Consider the following 13,915-nt stretch of genomic DNA (forward strand, 5'->3'; position numbering starts at 1 on the left):
AACCGCCGTCTGGTGAGTGCACGAGCCCCGCAGCGGACCGGCCGACAGATCCCCTTGAAGACCCGGAGTCAGTCAGTCGGTGGGTCAGACCGACCGCTGCGGGGCTCACCTACATCCTCACTGTCAGACGGGGAGCAGGGCCTCCACGACGTCGGCCAGCTGCGCGGCGGTCCGGCACTCGTGCATCGGCAGCACCTCGGCGTAGGTCCTGGCCGCCGAGTCCCCGCTGCCCCACATCCGCTGCGACTCCGGGTTGAGCCAGTGCGCGTGCCGGACCCGGCCGGTCATCATCCGCAGCGCCCGCAGATTCGGGTCCCGGTAGTTGGTCCGCCCGTCGCCCAGCACCAGCAGCGACGCCTTCGGGGTGAGCGCCTCGGCGTACTGCTCGACGAAGTCACCGAACGCGGAACCGTAGTCGGAGTGCCCGTCGAACGCGGTCAGCCGGGCCTCGCGCAGCACCCGCTGCATCACCCCGGACAGCTCGGCCCCGGGTTCGAACAGGTGCGTCACCTCGTCCGCGCGCTCGACGAAGGCGAACACCCGGACCTTCGAGAACTGCTCGCGCAGCGCCTGGACCAGCAACAACGTGAAGTGGCTGAACCCGGCGACCGAGCCCGAGACGTCACAGAGGATCACCAGCTCCGGCCGGCCGGGCCGGCGCACCTTGTACGCCGGGTCCATCGGGACCCCGCCGGTGGACATCGACCGGCGCAGCGTGCGCCGCAGGTCCAGCTGCCCCCGGTTGGCCCGGCGGCGCCGGGTGGACAGCCGGGACGCCAGCCGCCGGGCCAGCGGGTGCACGGTGCGGCGCAGCTCGGCGAGCTGGGCGGCGTTCGCGGTGAGGAAGCTGACCTGGTCGGTCTGCATCGGCGTCGTGGACTTCGCGACCTGCTCCCGGCCGCGCTGCTCGGCGGTCCGGCGGCGCACCTCGTCCCGGATCATGTCCCGGAAGCGGGCGATCCGGTCCCGGATCTCGCGGCGCCGGACCTCGGAGACGAAGTCGGTGTCGTCCTCCTGGCCCAGCCCGTCCAGGATCCGGGCGAGCAGGGTGTCCGGCGACAGCGCGTTCAGCGCCTGGTAGGCGGACCAGTTCGGCTTCGCGGTCTGCCCGCGCACGCCCTGCCCGGCGGCGCCGGAGTTGCCGATGGCGTCCACCGCGGCGCGGGCCAGCTCGCGCAGGGTCTCCTCGTCGCCGTCGCGGAGCAGGTCGGCGAGCACCTCGCGCAGCGCGTCGACGTCGACCGGGCCCTGCCCTCCGCCGGCCTCGCCGTCGTCCACCCGGGGGACGTCCACCTCGGACGCGCCGGCGCCCAGCGCGGGCGGGAACCACAGGTCGAACAGGGCGTCGAAGGTGTCGCGCTGCCCGGACCGGCGCAGCAGCGCCGCGGCCAGGCCCTCCCGCAGATGGTCGCGCTGCAGCAGGTCCAGCGCGCCGAGGACCTGCGCCGCGTCCACCGACTCCCCCGGCCCGACGGCGACCCCGTGCCGGCGCAGCGCGGCGACGAAGTCGACCAGGTGCCCGGGCAGGCCGTGCTCCGGCGCTACGGAACCGGCGGCGGGGGCGGACGGGGCGGGCACTCCCCCATCATGCGCGAGAGCACCGACATCCGCGACGCCCGGAGCGTGCTCAGGCGCCCTGTCCGAGATCGACCGGCAGCGGCTGCGGCGTGAACGGGCGCTCGCCCTCGACCAGCCGCAGCTCGCCGTCGTGACCGCCCGGCCCGTTGGCGTAGTCCAGTGCCGAGCGCAGGTCGGTGATCCCGTTCGTGCCCGCGTCCGGGGCGACGTTCAGCGTCGACAGCAGGCCGAGCGCCGCGCCGTCCGCGGACAGGTAGCCCGACCCGGAGTCGCCGGGGACCCCGGGCGGCACGGTGACCACGGTGTGCGTCCGGCCCCCGCCGGAGGTGCCGGTCGAGGTGCCGGTCTTCGGCTTCAGCGCGGTGACGCCCTGGCGCAGCGAGGAGTTGCCGTAGCCGTAGACGACCTCGCCGGGCTGCGTCCCGTCCGGGTCGACGCCGGTCGGGCCACCGTAGAAGGGCATCGTCGGCGTGGTCCGGGCGACGTCGGCCGGGTCCAGCGCGACCAGCGCGAAGTCGTTGTACCGGCAGAGATCCGGGTCGGTCTCGCCGGACTCCTGCATCGAGAGCCAGGACGAGTACGCCAGCGTCCCCGGCCGCTCGGCCCCCTCGATCTCGACCGGGGTGCCCAGCGGCAGCGAGTCGGAGGTACAGCCGTCGGTCTCGGACGACTCGCCGGTGCCCGCACAGTGCGCGGCCTGGCCGAGGTAGACCGTCTCGCCGTCGGAGAACACGAAGTTCGCGGTGCACATGGCCCGCTCGGGGCCGGTGAAGGTCATTGCGCCGGGGGCCACCGCGGCGTCGTCCGGCGGGGCGAACCCTGTTTCGTCCTCGGCGGCGGCGGGACCGGCCGCGGCGACGGCCAGGACGAGCGCGGACGCGGTGGCCAGTCCGGCCCGGAGCAGCACCCGAGGCAGGCGGGGCGAGTCAGCGGCGGTCATCGACGTGTCCCTCCGTCGTGCGATGGCGATCTCATCGCTCAACGCCCGGGAGCCGCCGAGGTGACGCCGCGAGCCGGAATCCCTTCCGAGCTAGTTGAGCCGGAGCTCGGCGGCGGCCTTGTCGGCGTCGGTGCGGTGCTTGAGCACCACGCCGAGGGTGGCGCGCACGGCCTCGTCGTCGAGGGTGTCCAGGCCCAGGGCCAGCAGCGTCCGGCCCCAGTCGATCGTCTCCGCGACGCTCGGGACCTTGCGCAGCTCCATCGCGCGCAGCACCCGCACCGTCCGGACCAGCGCGTCGGTCAGCGCCTCGGTGAGCTCCGGGACCCGGGTGAGCACGATCCGGCGTTCCAGGTCGGCGTCCGGGAAGTCCAGGTGCAGGAACAGGCAGCGCCGCTTGAGCGCCTCGGACAGCTCGCGGGTGGAGTTCGAGGTGAGCAGCACGAACGGCCGCCGGTTCGCCGACACCGTGCCCAGCTCGGGGATCGAGACCTGGTAGTCCGAGAGCACCTCGAGCAGCAGGCCCTCGACCTCGACATCGGCCTTGTCGATCTCGTCGATCAGCAGCACCGTCGGGTCGGTGCGGCGGATCGCGGTGAGCAGCGGGCGCGGGAGCAGGAACTCCTCGGAGAACACGTCGTCCCGGGTCGCGTCCCAGCTCTCCTGACCCTGACCGGCGGTGATCCGCAGCAGCTGCTTGGCGTGGTTCCACTCGTAGAGCGCCCGGGCCTCGTCGATGCCCTCGTAGCACTGCAGCCGGACCAGGCCGGACCCGGTCGCCTCCGCGACGGCCTTGGCGAGCTCGGTCTTCCCGACGCCGGCGGGGCCCTCCACCAGCAGCGGCTTGCCGAGCCGGTCGGCCAGGAAGACGGTGGTCGCGACCGCGGTGGACGCCAGGTAGCCGGCCTCGCCGAGCCGCTCCGTCACGTCGGCGACGGAGGCGAACACGGGCTGGTGGGCGAAAGTCACGGCGGCCATCCTGCCCTGCGGCCCCCCGGGACGCCCCGCGCCCCGGAGGGATCGGTGACCCGGATCACCGGTCCCCGCCGGCGTCAGCGACCGCGGCGGGCGAACACCCACGCGGCGGCCGCCAGCGACACCACTGCGAGGCCCGCGCACCAGGTGAGCGCGACCGCGGCGGTCGGGCCGAGGTCGGTCACCGGCGCGCCGTCGGCCCCTAGACCGACCAGCAGGCCGCGGACGGTCTCGATCACCGGCGTCACCGGCTGGTTCTCGGCGACGCCGCGCAGCCAGGCCGGCATCGTCTCCGGCGGGACGAAAGCGCTGGAGACGTAGGGCAGGAACAGCATGAAGAAGCCGAGCCCCCCGGCCGCGGCGGGAGTGCGGGCCACGACGCCGACGAGGGTCGCCACGCAGGTGATGGCCACGACGTAGGCGGTGACGACGCCGACCGCCCCGAGCCAGCCGAGCGGACCCGCGTCCGGCCGAAAGCCGATCACCGCCGCCACCGCGAGCACGGTCGCCGTCGTCACCAGGTTCTTCGCCACGCTCGCCAGCACGTGCCCGGCGAGCACCGTCGCGCCCGCGACCGGCATCGACCGGAACCGGTCCATGATCCCGAGGGAGGCGTCCTGGACCAGCGCGATGGCCGTGTTCGACGCCCCGTACCCGGCGCACAGCAGGATCACCCCTGGCGTGGCGTAGCTCAGGTAGTCGGTGCCGACCTCGATCGCCCCGCCGAAGACGTAGACGAACATCAGCATGATCATCGTCGGCAGCAGCAGCGCGACGAGCAGCTCGTCCGGGTCGCGGCGGGCGAGCCGCAGCGCCCGACCGGTCATGGTCATGGTGTCCGGCACGACCCGCAGCCACCGGGTCGCCGCCGACCCGGGCACCGGTCCCGGGACACCCAGAGTTGCGGTCATGCCGCCACCTCCACGGGCTCGCGGTCGCCGGTTGCCCGGGTGGCGTGCCCGGTCAGCGCGAGGAACGCGTCGTCCAGGGTGGGCGCGCGCAGCTGCCAGTGCTCGGGGACGACCCCGGCCGCCTCGACGCCGGCCAGGAGGTGCCGTACGTGCCCGACCGAGCCGTCGGTGGGCACCCGCAGCTCCCGTGCGACCGGGGCGGGAACGCCGAGCGCGGATGCCACCCGGACCGCGTCGGTGGCCGCGGCGAAGGCCAGTTCGACGCTCGCGTCGCCCACCTCGCGCTTGAGCTGCGCGGGCGTGCCCTCGGCGACCACCCGGCCGCCGTCGATCATCGCGACGCGGTCGGCGAGCCGGTCCGCCTCCTCCAGGTACTGGGTGGTGAGAAGCAGGCTGGTGCCGTCGGCGACGACGCGGCCGATGACGTCCCACATGCCGTGCCGGCTGCGCGGGTCCAGGCCGGTGGTGGGCTCGTCGAGGAACAGCACCCGCGGGTGCCGGAGCAGCCCGGCGGCGAGGTCGAGCCGGCGGCGCATCCCGCCCGAGTAGGTCCGCAGCTGCCGCCCGGCGGCACCGGCGAGGTCGAAGGCATCGAGCAGCTCGTCGACCCGGGGCCGGACCGCACGGCGGGGCAGGTGCGCCAGCCGCGCCATCGTCGTCAGGTTCTCCCGGCCGGTCAGCTTCTCGTCGACCGCCGCGTACTGCCCGGTGAGGCCGATGACCTCGCGGACCCGGCGGGCCTCGGTGACGACGTCGTGCCCGGCGACGACCGCGCTGCCGCCGTCCGGCCGGGTCAGCGTGCTGAGGATGCGCACGGTGGTGGTCTTGCCCGCTCCGTTCGGCCCGAGCAGCGCCAGCACCTCCCCCTGTCCCAGCCACAGGTCGACGCCGTCCAGTACCCGGACGGTGCGCCCGCCACCGCCGTAGCTCTTGCGCAGGTCCCGCACCCGCACCTCGGGCTCGTCCATCTCGGTCCTCCTTCTGCGTACAGCTCAAACTGTTTATAGCATAAGCTGTGTATGGCCGACACAGTGAATCCGCGGCGGACCGGCCGGGAGAGGATGGGCGCCATGGGTGAGCAGGAGGAGGTCCCGTCGACCCTGCGACGGCTGTGGGGACACGCCGACCGTCCGCGGCGCGGGCCGAAGGCGTCCCTGAGCGCGGATCGGATCGTGGCGGCGGCCGTGGAGCTCGCCGACGCCGAGGGCCTGGCCGCGGTGTCGATGGCCCGGGTGGCGGAGTCGCTGGGTTTCTCGGCGATGGCGCTGTACCGACACGTGGCGAGCAAGGACGAACTCCTGGTCCTGCTGACCGACCACGTCGCCGGGCAACTCACGATGCCGGAGCACGGCGACGACTGGCGGTCCGGGCTGCAGGCGTGGACCCGCGCCCAGATCGTGGGGGTCATCGCCCGGCCGTGGTTCCTGGATCTCCCACTGGCCGTCGCGCCGCCGGGGCCGCATCGGATGCGCTGGATGGAGGCGGCCTTCGCGATGCTGCGCGGGGTCGGCCTGACCGGCGAGGAGAAGCTGGCGATCATCGGCCTGCTCGCCCAGCACGTGCTCGCGGAGGCACGGGTGCAGACCGAGGCCGGGCGGGCGGCGGCCGCCGACGTGCGCCGCACCCGGGGACTCCCACCGGGAACCCCGGAGTCCGAGCTGGACCCGGCCGACCTCGCGGCGGCGAACCCGATGCACGACTTCGAGGCCGTGCTGCGCCACCTCGCTGGCCCCGGGGAGTACCCGGAGATGGCCGCGGCGCTGGCCGGGCCCTCCCCCGCCGGCGCCCCCGACGTCGACGACGAGATCGACTTCGGGCTCGGGATCGTGCTCGACGGCATCGAGGCGTTCGTGCGCCGGCGCGCCGGCTGAGCGGAGCTTGCGGAGCGAACATCGGTGCTGAGCGGAGCTTGCGGAGCGAACATCGGTACTGAGCGGAGCCTGCGGAGCGAACGGTCGGTACTGAGCGGGCCGCCGCGAGACTGTCGGGGGTCGGCGCCACCATGGGGACGTGACCACCACATCGACAGACCTGCGCGAGCGTGCCGAGGCCGTCCTGGAGCAGCTCGCCGGCTCCGGCGCCCGGCTGCGCGAGGACCAGTGGACCGCGATCGAGGCCCTGGTCGCGCAGCACCGCCGTGCCCTGGTGGTGCAGCGCACCGGCTGGGGCAAGTCCGCCGTCTACTTCGTCGCGACCGCGCTGCTGCGCGAGCAGGGCGCGGGCCCGACGGTGATCGTGTCCCCGCTGCTGGCGCTGATGCGCAACCAGATCGACGCCGCGATCCGGTCCGGGATCGTCGCGGTCACGGTGAACTCGGCGAACGCCGACGAGTGGGACGCAGTCTACGCCGACATCGCGAACGGCGACGTCGACGTCCTGCTGGTCTCCCCGGAGCGGCTCAACAACCCCGACTTCCGGGACCGGGTGCTGCCGAAGCTGGCCGCGAGCGCCGGGATGCTGGTGGTCGACGAGGCGCACTGCGTGTCCGACTGGGGGCACGACTTCCGGCCGGACTACCGGCGGCTGCGCACGCTGATCGCCGAGCTGCCGTCCGGGATCCCGGTGCTGGCCACGACCGCGACGGCCAACGACCGGGTGGTCACCGACGTCTCCGAGCAGCTCGGCATGGGCCGGACCTCGGACGACGCCGGGACGCTGGTGCTGCGCGGCTCGCTGGACCGGGAGTCGCTGCGCCTGGCCGTCGTGTCGCTGCCGAGCCCGGCCCGGCGACTGGCCTGGCTGGCCGCGAAACTCGACGAGCTGCCCGGCGCCGGGATCGTCTACACGCTGACCGTGCAGGCCGCCGACGAGGTCGCCGAGTTCCTGCGCGAGCGCGGGTTCGCGGTGCGCTCCTACTCCGGGAAGACCGACCCGGAGGAGCGCCTGTCCGCCGAGTCGGACCTGCTGCAGAACCGGGTGAAGGCGCTGGTGGCGACCTCGGCGCTGGGCATGGGCTTCGACAAGCCCGACCTCGGCTTCGTGGTGCACCTGGGCGCGCCCGCCTCGCCGGTGGCCTACTACCAGCAGATCGGCCGTGCCGGGCGCGCGCTGGAGCGGGCCGAGGTGATCCTGCTGCCCGGCCGGGAGGACCGCGACATCTGGGCCTACTTCGCCTCGCTGGCGTTCCCGCCGGAGCCGCTGGTCCGCCAGACCCTGGCCGTGCTGTCCGAGCAGCCGCAGTCGACGGCGTCGATCGAGACCTGGGTGGACCTGTCCCGGACCCGGCTGGAGATGCTGCTCAAGGTGCTCGACGCCGACGGCGCGGCGAAGCGGGTGAAGGGCGGCTGGGTCGCCACCGGTGCGGACTGGGTCTACGACACCGAGCGGCACCAGCGGGTGGACGAGGCCCGGAAGGCCGAGCAGCAGGCGATGCTCGACTACATCGCGACGACCGAGTGCCGGCTGGTCTTCCTGCGCCGCCAGCTCGACGACCCGGACCCCACCCCGTGCGGGCGCTGCGACACCTGCACCGGCACCGCATGGTCCGGCGACGTCGCGGCGGACGGCGAGGAGGCGGCCGCGGAACGGCTGTCCCGGCCCGGGGTGGAGCTCGCCCCGCGCAAGATGTGGCCGTCCGGGATGAAGGAGATCGGGGTCCCGCTGTCCGGGAAGATCCCACCCGGCGAACAGGCCGCGGCGGGCCGGGCGATCGGGCGGCTGTCCGACATCGGCTGGGGCACCCGGCTGCGCGAGCTCCTCACCGGCGGCGACGACCCCGTCCCGGCCGAGGTCCTGGACGCCGTCGTCCGGGTGCTGGCGGGCTGGGGCTGGGAACGACGCCCGGTCGGGGTGATCGGGATCGGCTCGCGGACCCGGCCGCACCAGCTCGACCACCTGGCCCGGCGGATCGCCGAGATCGGCCGGCTGCCGCTGCTCGGCACGCTGCCCCCGCTCGGCGGTCGGCCGGAGGCGAAGGAGAACTCCGCGCAGCGGCTCGCCGCGGTGTGGGAGTGCCTGGACACCGCGGCGCTGCCCGACCTGTCCGGGGTGGACGGCCCGGTCCTGCTGGTCGACGATGTCGTCGACTCCGGCTGGACGATGACGGTCGCGGCCCGCGCGGTGCGACTCGCGGGCGCGCCGGGGGTGCTGCCGCTCACCCTCGCGGTCGCGGGGTGACCTGCCGATGGTCGTCGGCGAGCAGCGGGCGCGGCAGCGGTCACCCGCTGCCCGTCACAGCAGCTCGGCGAGCAGCGCCGCGCCCCGTAGCCACGGCGCACTGCCCGTCTGCACCCGAACGGCCCATTACCCGAGAGTAGGATCGAGCGGGTGAACCCTCCCGACTTCGCGCTGAAGGCGATGAACGCCGGCCATCGGTTACTGATCAAGCTCACCGGCGGGAAGGTCGGCTACTCGGCGATGGGCATGCCCGTCGTCGAGCTGACCACGACCGGGCGCCGCAGCGGTGAGCCGCGGACGGTCCTGCTGACCGCGCCGACGCACGGCGACGGGCGATACGTCGTCGTCGCGTCCCGGGGTGGCGACGACCGGCATCCGGCCTGGTTCCTCAACCTGCGGGCGAACCCGGACGTCGAGGTCGCGGTCGGTGGCGGCGACCGCGTACCGATGCGGGCCCGGATCGCGGATCCGGGCGAACGCGCGGAGCTGTGGCCGCGGATCGCGACCGAGTACCGCAACTACGCCGGCTACCAGCGCAGCACCGAGCGGGAGATCCCGCTGGTGCACCTCGAACCGCGCGGCTGACCCAGGTCGCGCTCGCACCGGGACGGGCTCAGGCCGGGACCGGGCTCCACACCGGGATCAGGACCGTCCCCGCCACATCGACCAGCGCACCGGTGTCCGGCTCCCCTCCCGCGGCGGCGGCCGCCGCTGCGGCAGCGGTCCGCTCCGGCGCGACCGGTGCCGGTCCCACCGACGCCGGTCCATCCGCTGCAGGTTCCGCCGGTGCCGGGTCGTCCGGTGCCGGGTCGTCCGGTGCCGGGTCGTCCGGTGCCGGGCCGGCCGGATTCGGGTCGTCCAACTCCGGCACGACGGCGGAGAGCCGCAGGTCGGCGGAGTGCGGGCGGCCGGCCCGGACCCAGCCCGTCAGCAGCGCCGCGAGCCGGTCGGCGGCCCGCGGCCCGCCCGGTCCGAACTCCCGCACCGTCGCGGCGGGGTCGGCGAGCAGCAGCGCGCAGCCGTCGCTCGCGGCGAGACCGAGCGCGGCCCGGCCCCCGGCCAGCGGCAACGCCGCCGCGGCCAGGCCCGGGCCGTCCGGGCCGAGCAGCCGGAAGACCGCGGGATCGGCGAGCGCGCACCACAGGCCCAGGCCGTCCCACAGGTCTGAGACCGACCCGGCACAGGCCGCCGGCCGGTCCGCGCCGGGATCGTCGAGCACCCGGGCCGGGAACGTCGGCGCGTCCCGGCCGGCGGGCTGGATGGTCCACCCGGATCCTGCGAGCACGGTGTCGGTGTCCGGATCGGCGCCGGCACCGCGCAGCCGGACGAACGCGCAGCTGCGCACCGAGTCCGACTCCAGCCGGCCCGGACCGGTCCGGGTCAGCGCCACCGACAGCTGGCTGCCGCGCACGGTCAGCGGCAGCAGCAGCCGACCACCCGGGGCGAGCTGCGCGACCCATTCCGGGCGGACCCCGCCGGTACCGACGGTCAGCTCGATGCGGTCGTACGGGGCACCGGGCGGGTACCCGCCGGAGCCGTCCGCGGTGACCGCGACCACCGCACCGATCCCCGCGGCCGCCAGGTTCCGCCGGGTGGCCTCGACCAGGTCGTCGTCGATGTCGACCGTGGTCACCACTCCGGTCCGGCCGACGACGTGGGCGAGCAGGCCCGCGTTCCAGCCGGCACCGGCTCCGATCTCCAGGACCCGGTCGCCGGGTCCGGCGTCGAGCTGCTCCAGCATGATCGCGACCATCGAGGGCTGCGACACCGAGCTGACCGTGACGCCGCCGGCGACCTTGATCGGCACGGCTTCGTCGGCGTAGGCGTCGGCCGGTTCGACGTCGGGCAGGAACAGGTGCCGGGGTACCTCTTCGAGAGCGGCGCGGACGCGTGAGCTACGCACCCGACCGCCGCGCACGAGGTCGGCGACCAGCTGCTCCCGGGCCCGGTCGGCGGTCCGCATGCCCGCATCCTCGCCGCTGCCCACCCGTCCGACAATCGCACACCCGAGCACCACCCCACCCACGATGGCTCCACAACGCGGGTGGAGGGGCGGGGGTCTAGATGACGACGAGGTCGTCGGCGTGCACCAGTTCGCGGCGCTGCTCGGGGGGCAGGTCCCGGGTCCGGCGTCCGATCATCGCGGGCAGCTCCGCGGCGTCGTAGGAGACCACGCCACGGGCGACGGCCCGGCCGTGCGGGGCGAGCAGCTCGACGACGTCGCCGGCCACGAAGTCCCCGGACACCCCGTGCACCCCGGCGGCGAGCAGCGACCGCCGGCGCTTGCGGACGGCCTCGACGGCCCCGTCGTCGAGGTCCAGGGCGCCACGGACGTCGGCGGCGTGCCGCAGCCAGAACCGGCGCGCGCTCATCCGCCGCCCGGAGGCCCGGAACGCCGTCCCGACCTTCGGACCGTGCGGCCCGGCGTCGACCGCGGCCGCGGCCTCCTCGGCGGAGGTCAGCAGCACCGGGATCCCGGCGGCCGAGGCCATCGCGGCCGCGGTGACCTTGGTGGCCATCCCGCCGGTCCCCAGCCCCGATCCGGCCCTGGTGACGCTGATCCCGGCCAGCTCGGCGGGATCCTCGACCTCGCCGACCAGCGACGACGCCAGGTCGCCGGGGTGGCCGTCATAGAGGCCGTCGACGTCGGAGAGCAGCAGCAGCGCGTCCGCCCCGACGATGTGCGCGACGAGCGCGGCGAGCCGGTCGTTGTCCCCGACCCGGATCTCGGCGGTGGCGACGGTGTCGTTCTCGTTCACCACCGGTAGCGACCCGAGCTGCAGCAACCGCTCCAACGTCCGCTGCGCGTTGCGGTAGTTGGACCGCCGGATCATGTCGTCCGCGGTGAGCAGCACCTGCCCGATGCCCTGCCCATACCGGCCGAACGACGCCGAGTAGGCATGCGCGAGCAGCAGCTGCCCGACCGACGCGGCGGCCTGCTGGGTGGCCAGGTCGCGCGGCCTGCGACGCAGGTTCAGCGGGGCCAGACCGGCCGCGATCGCGCCGGACGAGACGAGCACGACCTGGCTGCCCGCCTCGCGGCGCGCCATGAGCGCGTCGACCAGGGTGTCGAGCCGGGCCGGGTCCAGCCCACCGGTGAGGCTGGTCAGCGACGACGACCCGACCTTCACCACGATCCGCCGCGCCGCCCCGATCGCGGAGCGCGTGTCCCCGCTCATCGGCGTCGTCAGTCCTCGATCTCGTGGTCGGAGGAGTACCGCGCGCCCGCCGCGAGCTCGGCGTCGGACAGGTGCGCCCGGCGGGCCGCCCGCGCCCGCTTGCGGTCCGAGGCGCCGACCCGGTCGTGACCGTCCTCCAGCCGGACGTCGGTGCCCCGCCCGGTGAGCAGGGCGGCCATCCCGGCCGGGGTGGAGGGCTCCCAGTCGAAGGTGACCTCGCCGATCGTGACCGGGCAGCCGGGGACAGCCCCAGCCTTGGCCAGCGCCTCCTCGACACCGAGCCGGGCCAGCCGGTCGGCCAGGTAGCCGACGGCCTCGTCGTTCTCGAAGTTCGTCTGCCGGATCCAGCGTTGCGGTCGCTCGCCGCGCACCACGAACCCGCCCTCGAGCTCGCGGTCCGATTCCACGGTGAAGCCGCTGTCGCCGATCGCGTGCGGCCGGATCACCGTGCGGGTGGGCTCGACGGCCGGGACCGCGGCCCGGGCCGCGGCGACCCGCTCCGCCATGGCGAACGTCAGCTCCCGCAGGCCGGACCGGCTCGCGGTGGAGATCGCGAAGACCGGCCAGCCGAACCGCTCGGCCAGGTCGGCCCGGACGATGTCGACCAGGTCGGACGCGTCCGGAATGTCGATCTTGTTGAGCGCGATCAGCCGTGGCCGTTCGTCGAGCCGGTCGCCCTGGGTCCCCTCGCCGAGGGCCGCGGCGTAGTGCGCGAGCTCGACCTCCAGCGCCTCGATGTCCGACGCCGGGTCGCGCTCGGTCTCGAACGTCGCGCAGTCCACCACGTGCACCAGCACCGAGCAGCGCTCGACGTGCCGGAGGAACTCCAGGCCCAGCCCGCGGCCGTCGGCCGCACCGGGGATCAGCCCGGGCACGTCGGCGACGGTGAAGGTCTCCTCGCCCGTGCTGACCACGCCGAGCTGGGGCACCAGCGTGGTGAAGGGGTAGTCGGCGATCTTCGGCCGGGCCGCGGACAGCGCCGCGACCAGCGAGGACTTGCCGGCGCTGGGAAACCCGACCAGCCCGACGTCGGCCAGCGACCGCAGCTCGAGGGTGTAGGAGATCTCCTCGCCGGGCTCACCGAGCAGCGCGAACCCGGGGGCCTTGCGGGCGGTCGAGGCCAGCGCGGCGTTGCCGAGCCCGCCGCGGCCGCCCTGCGCGGCGACGAAACGGGTGCCCACACCGACCAGGTCGGCCAGGATCTCGCCGTCGCCGTCGAGCACGACGGTCCCGTCCGGGACCCGCAGCTCCAGGTCGGGGGCGTTCGCCCCGTTCTTGAACGACCCCTGACCCTGGGTACCGCTCTTGGCCATCGCGTGCGGGCGGTGGTGGTAGTCGAGCAGCGTGTGCACGCCCGGATCGACGACCAGCACGATCGAGCCGCCGCGGCCACCGTTGCCGCCGTCCGGGCCGCCGAGCGGCTTGAACTTCTCGCGGTGCACCGAGGCACAGCCGTTGCCGCCGGCGCCCGCGGTCGCGTGCAGCACGACGCGGTCCACGAACCGGGACATGATGGTGCCTCCTCGGTAGGGGTGTCACACGCCGAACGGCGGGCCACCCGTCTCAGGTGACCCGCCGTCGGTGAGCTGGAACCGGTGAGGTCGGATCAGACCTCGGCCGGCACGATGTTGATGGTCTTGCGGCCCCGCTTCGCACCGAACTGCACGGTGCCCGCGGCGAGCGCGAACAGCGTGTCGTCGCCACCGCGCCCGACGTTGACGCCCGGGTGGGTGCTGGTGCCGCGCTGGCGGATGAGGATCTCACCGGCCTTGACGGACTGGCCACCGAAGCGTTTCACACCCAGGAACTGGGCGTTGGAGTCGCGACCGTTGCGGGAGCTGGATGCACCCTTCTTGTGTGCCATGACGCGACTCCTTACTTGCCGATCGAGGTGACCTGGACCGTCGTCAGCGGCTGGCGGTGGCCCTGACGCTTCTGGTACCCGGTCTTGTTCTTGAACTTGTGGATCCGGATCTTCGGACCCTTGGTGTGCTCGACGACCTTGGCAGTCACCGCGGAGGTGAGGCCGGAGGTCTCGGTGGTCACCTGGTCGCCGTCGACGAGCAGCACGGCGGGCAGGCTGATCTCGGCGCCGGGGTCACCGTCGATCTTCTCGACGGTGACCACGTCGTCCACGGCCACCTTGTACTGCTTGCCGCCGGTCTTGACGATCGCGTACATCGCTGACGCACGACTCCTGAAAATCGGGGGGCGCTCAC

Annotated in this window: 13 protein-coding genes; 3 read left to right on the forward strand and 10 right to left on the reverse strand. The window is 74.2% G+C overall.

Features of this window, described 5'->3' with window-relative positions:
- Positions 1-123: 123 nt before the first annotated feature.
- The 5 genes from ACLFMI_RS17685 to ACLFMI_RS17705 all read right to left on the reverse strand — a co-directional run bounded on the left by ACLFMI_RS17685 (position 124) and on the right by ACLFMI_RS17705 (position 5,369).
- A complete protein-coding gene (locus ACLFMI_RS17685; RefSeq protein WP_410948983.1) occupies positions 124-1,578 on the reverse strand; it encodes a vWA domain-containing protein in 1,455 nt (484 codons plus the stop codon).
- A gap of 49 nt (positions 1,579-1,627) precedes the next feature.
- The gene (locus ACLFMI_RS17690; RefSeq protein WP_410948984.1) at positions 1,628-2,518 is read right to left on the reverse strand and encodes a serine protease; all 891 of its coding nucleotides are present in this window, start codon (positions 2,516-2,518) and stop codon (positions 1,628-1,630) included.
- Positions 2,519-2,608: 90 nt separating this feature from the next.
- The gene (locus tag ACLFMI_RS17695) at positions 2,609-3,484 is read right to left on the reverse strand and encodes an AAA family ATPase (RefSeq protein ID WP_410948985.1); all 876 of its coding nucleotides are present in this window, start codon (positions 3,482-3,484) and stop codon (positions 2,609-2,611) included.
- Positions 3,485-3,567: 83 nt separating this feature from the next.
- Positions 3,568-4,401 carry an ABC transporter permease gene (locus tag ACLFMI_RS17700; RefSeq protein ID WP_410948986.1) on the reverse strand — a complete coding sequence of 278 codons (834 nt, stop codon included), beginning with the start codon at positions 4,399-4,401 and terminating at the stop codon, positions 3,568-3,570.
- Positions 4,398-5,369 (reverse strand): ATP-binding cassette domain-containing protein, encoded by a 972-nt coding sequence (locus tag ACLFMI_RS17705; RefSeq protein ID WP_410948987.1) that lies wholly within the window; start codon positions 5,367-5,369, stop codon positions 4,398-4,400. The genes ACLFMI_RS17700 and ACLFMI_RS17705 overlap by 4 nt, the downstream gene beginning before the upstream one ends.
- Before the next feature lie 102 nt (positions 5,370-5,471).
- Between ACLFMI_RS17705 and ACLFMI_RS17710 the strand changes: the two genes are divergently transcribed.
- From ACLFMI_RS17710 to ACLFMI_RS17720, 3 genes are all read left to right on the forward strand, one after another.
- Positions 5,472-6,272 (forward strand): TetR/AcrR family transcriptional regulator, encoded by an 801-nt coding sequence (locus ACLFMI_RS17710; protein WP_410948988.1) that lies wholly within the window; start codon positions 5,472-5,474, stop codon positions 6,270-6,272.
- A 139-nt stretch (positions 6,273-6,411) separates the two neighbouring features.
- On the forward strand, positions 6,412-8,517 hold the full coding sequence (locus ACLFMI_RS17715) for a RecQ family ATP-dependent DNA helicase (protein WP_410948989.1): 2,106 nt from the start codon (positions 6,412-6,414) through the stop codon (positions 8,515-8,517).
- Between the two features lie 180 nt (positions 8,518-8,697).
- Positions 8,698-9,102, forward strand: a complete 405-nt coding sequence (locus tag ACLFMI_RS17720) for a nitroreductase/quinone reductase family protein (protein WP_410949121.1) — start codon at positions 8,698-8,700, stop codon at positions 9,100-9,102.
- A 28-nt stretch (positions 9,103-9,130) separates the two neighbouring features.
- Here the strand turns inward: ACLFMI_RS17720 and ACLFMI_RS17725 are convergent, their stop codons facing one another.
- From ACLFMI_RS17725 to rplU, 5 genes are all read right to left on the reverse strand, one after another.
- Complete coding sequence (locus ACLFMI_RS17725) at positions 9,131-10,480, reverse strand: class I SAM-dependent methyltransferase (protein ID WP_410948990.1); 1,350 nt, start codon at positions 10,478-10,480, stop codon at positions 9,131-9,133.
- A 97-nt stretch (positions 10,481-10,577) separates the two neighbouring features.
- The gene (gene proB / locus ACLFMI_RS17730; protein WP_410948991.1) at positions 10,578-11,696 is read right to left on the reverse strand and encodes a glutamate 5-kinase; all 1,119 of its coding nucleotides are present in this window, start codon (positions 11,694-11,696) and stop codon (positions 10,578-10,580) included.
- A gap of 8 nt (positions 11,697-11,704) precedes the next feature.
- Complete coding sequence (gene obgE / locus ACLFMI_RS17735; RefSeq protein WP_410948992.1) at positions 11,705-13,207, reverse strand: GTPase ObgE; 1,503 nt, start codon at positions 13,205-13,207, stop codon at positions 11,705-11,707.
- Positions 13,208-13,302: 95 nt separating this feature from the next.
- On the reverse strand, positions 13,303-13,560 hold the full coding sequence (gene rpmA, locus ACLFMI_RS17740; RefSeq protein ID WP_410948993.1) for a 50S ribosomal protein L27: 258 nt from the start codon (positions 13,558-13,560) through the stop codon (positions 13,303-13,305).
- An 11-nt stretch (positions 13,561-13,571) separates the two neighbouring features.
- Positions 13,572-13,877, reverse strand: a complete 306-nt coding sequence (gene rplU / locus ACLFMI_RS17745) for a 50S ribosomal protein L21 (protein WP_410948994.1) — start codon at positions 13,875-13,877, stop codon at positions 13,572-13,574.
- Positions 13,878-13,915: the final 38 nt, after the last annotated feature.

This window comes from Pseudonocardia nantongensis (assembly GCF_046546495.1).
GTDB classification, from domain to species: Bacteria; Actinomycetota; Actinomycetes; order Mycobacteriales; family Pseudonocardiaceae; genus Pseudonocardia; species Pseudonocardia nantongensis.

What these genes read in the sequence shown, in the direction of transcription:
- ACLFMI_RS17690 (WP_410948984.1), bottom strand. Translation starts at nt 2,518, where the DNA reads ATGACCGCCGCTGACTCGCCCCGCCTGCCTCGGGTGCTGCTCCGGGCC.
- ACLFMI_RS17700 (WP_410948986.1), bottom strand. Translation starts at nt 4,401, where the DNA reads ATGACCGCAACTCTGGGTGTCCCGGGACCGGTGCCCGGGTCGGCGGCG.
- ACLFMI_RS17705 (WP_410948987.1), bottom strand. Translation starts at nt 5,369, where the DNA reads ATGGACGAGCCCGAGGTGCGGGTGCGGGACCTGCGCAAGAGCTACGGC.
- ACLFMI_RS17710 (WP_410948988.1), top strand. Translation starts at nt 5,472, where the DNA reads ATGGGTGAGCAGGAGGAGGTCCCGTCGACCCTGCGACGGCTGTGGGGA.
- ACLFMI_RS17720 (WP_410949121.1), top strand. Translation starts at nt 8,698, where the DNA reads ATGAACGCCGGCCATCGGTTACTGATCAAGCTCACCGGCGGGAAGGTC.
- ACLFMI_RS17725 (WP_410948990.1), bottom strand. Translation starts at nt 10,480, where the DNA reads ATGCGGACCGCCGACCGGGCCCGGGAGCAGCTGGTCGCCGACCTCGTG.
- proB (WP_410948991.1), bottom strand. Translation starts at nt 11,696, where the DNA reads ATGAGCGGGGACACGCGCTCCGCGATCGGGGCGGCGCGGCGGATCGTG.
- obgE (WP_410948992.1), bottom strand. Translation starts at nt 13,207, where the DNA reads ATGTCCCGGTTCGTGGACCGCGTCGTGCTGCACGCGACCGCGGGCGCC.
- rpmA (WP_410948993.1), bottom strand. Translation starts at nt 13,560, where the DNA reads ATGGCACACAAGAAGGGTGCATCCAGCTCCCGCAACGGTCGCGACTCC.
- rplU (WP_410948994.1), bottom strand. Translation starts at nt 13,877, where the DNA reads ATGTACGCGATCGTCAAGACCGGCGGCAAGCAGTACAAGGTGGCCGTG.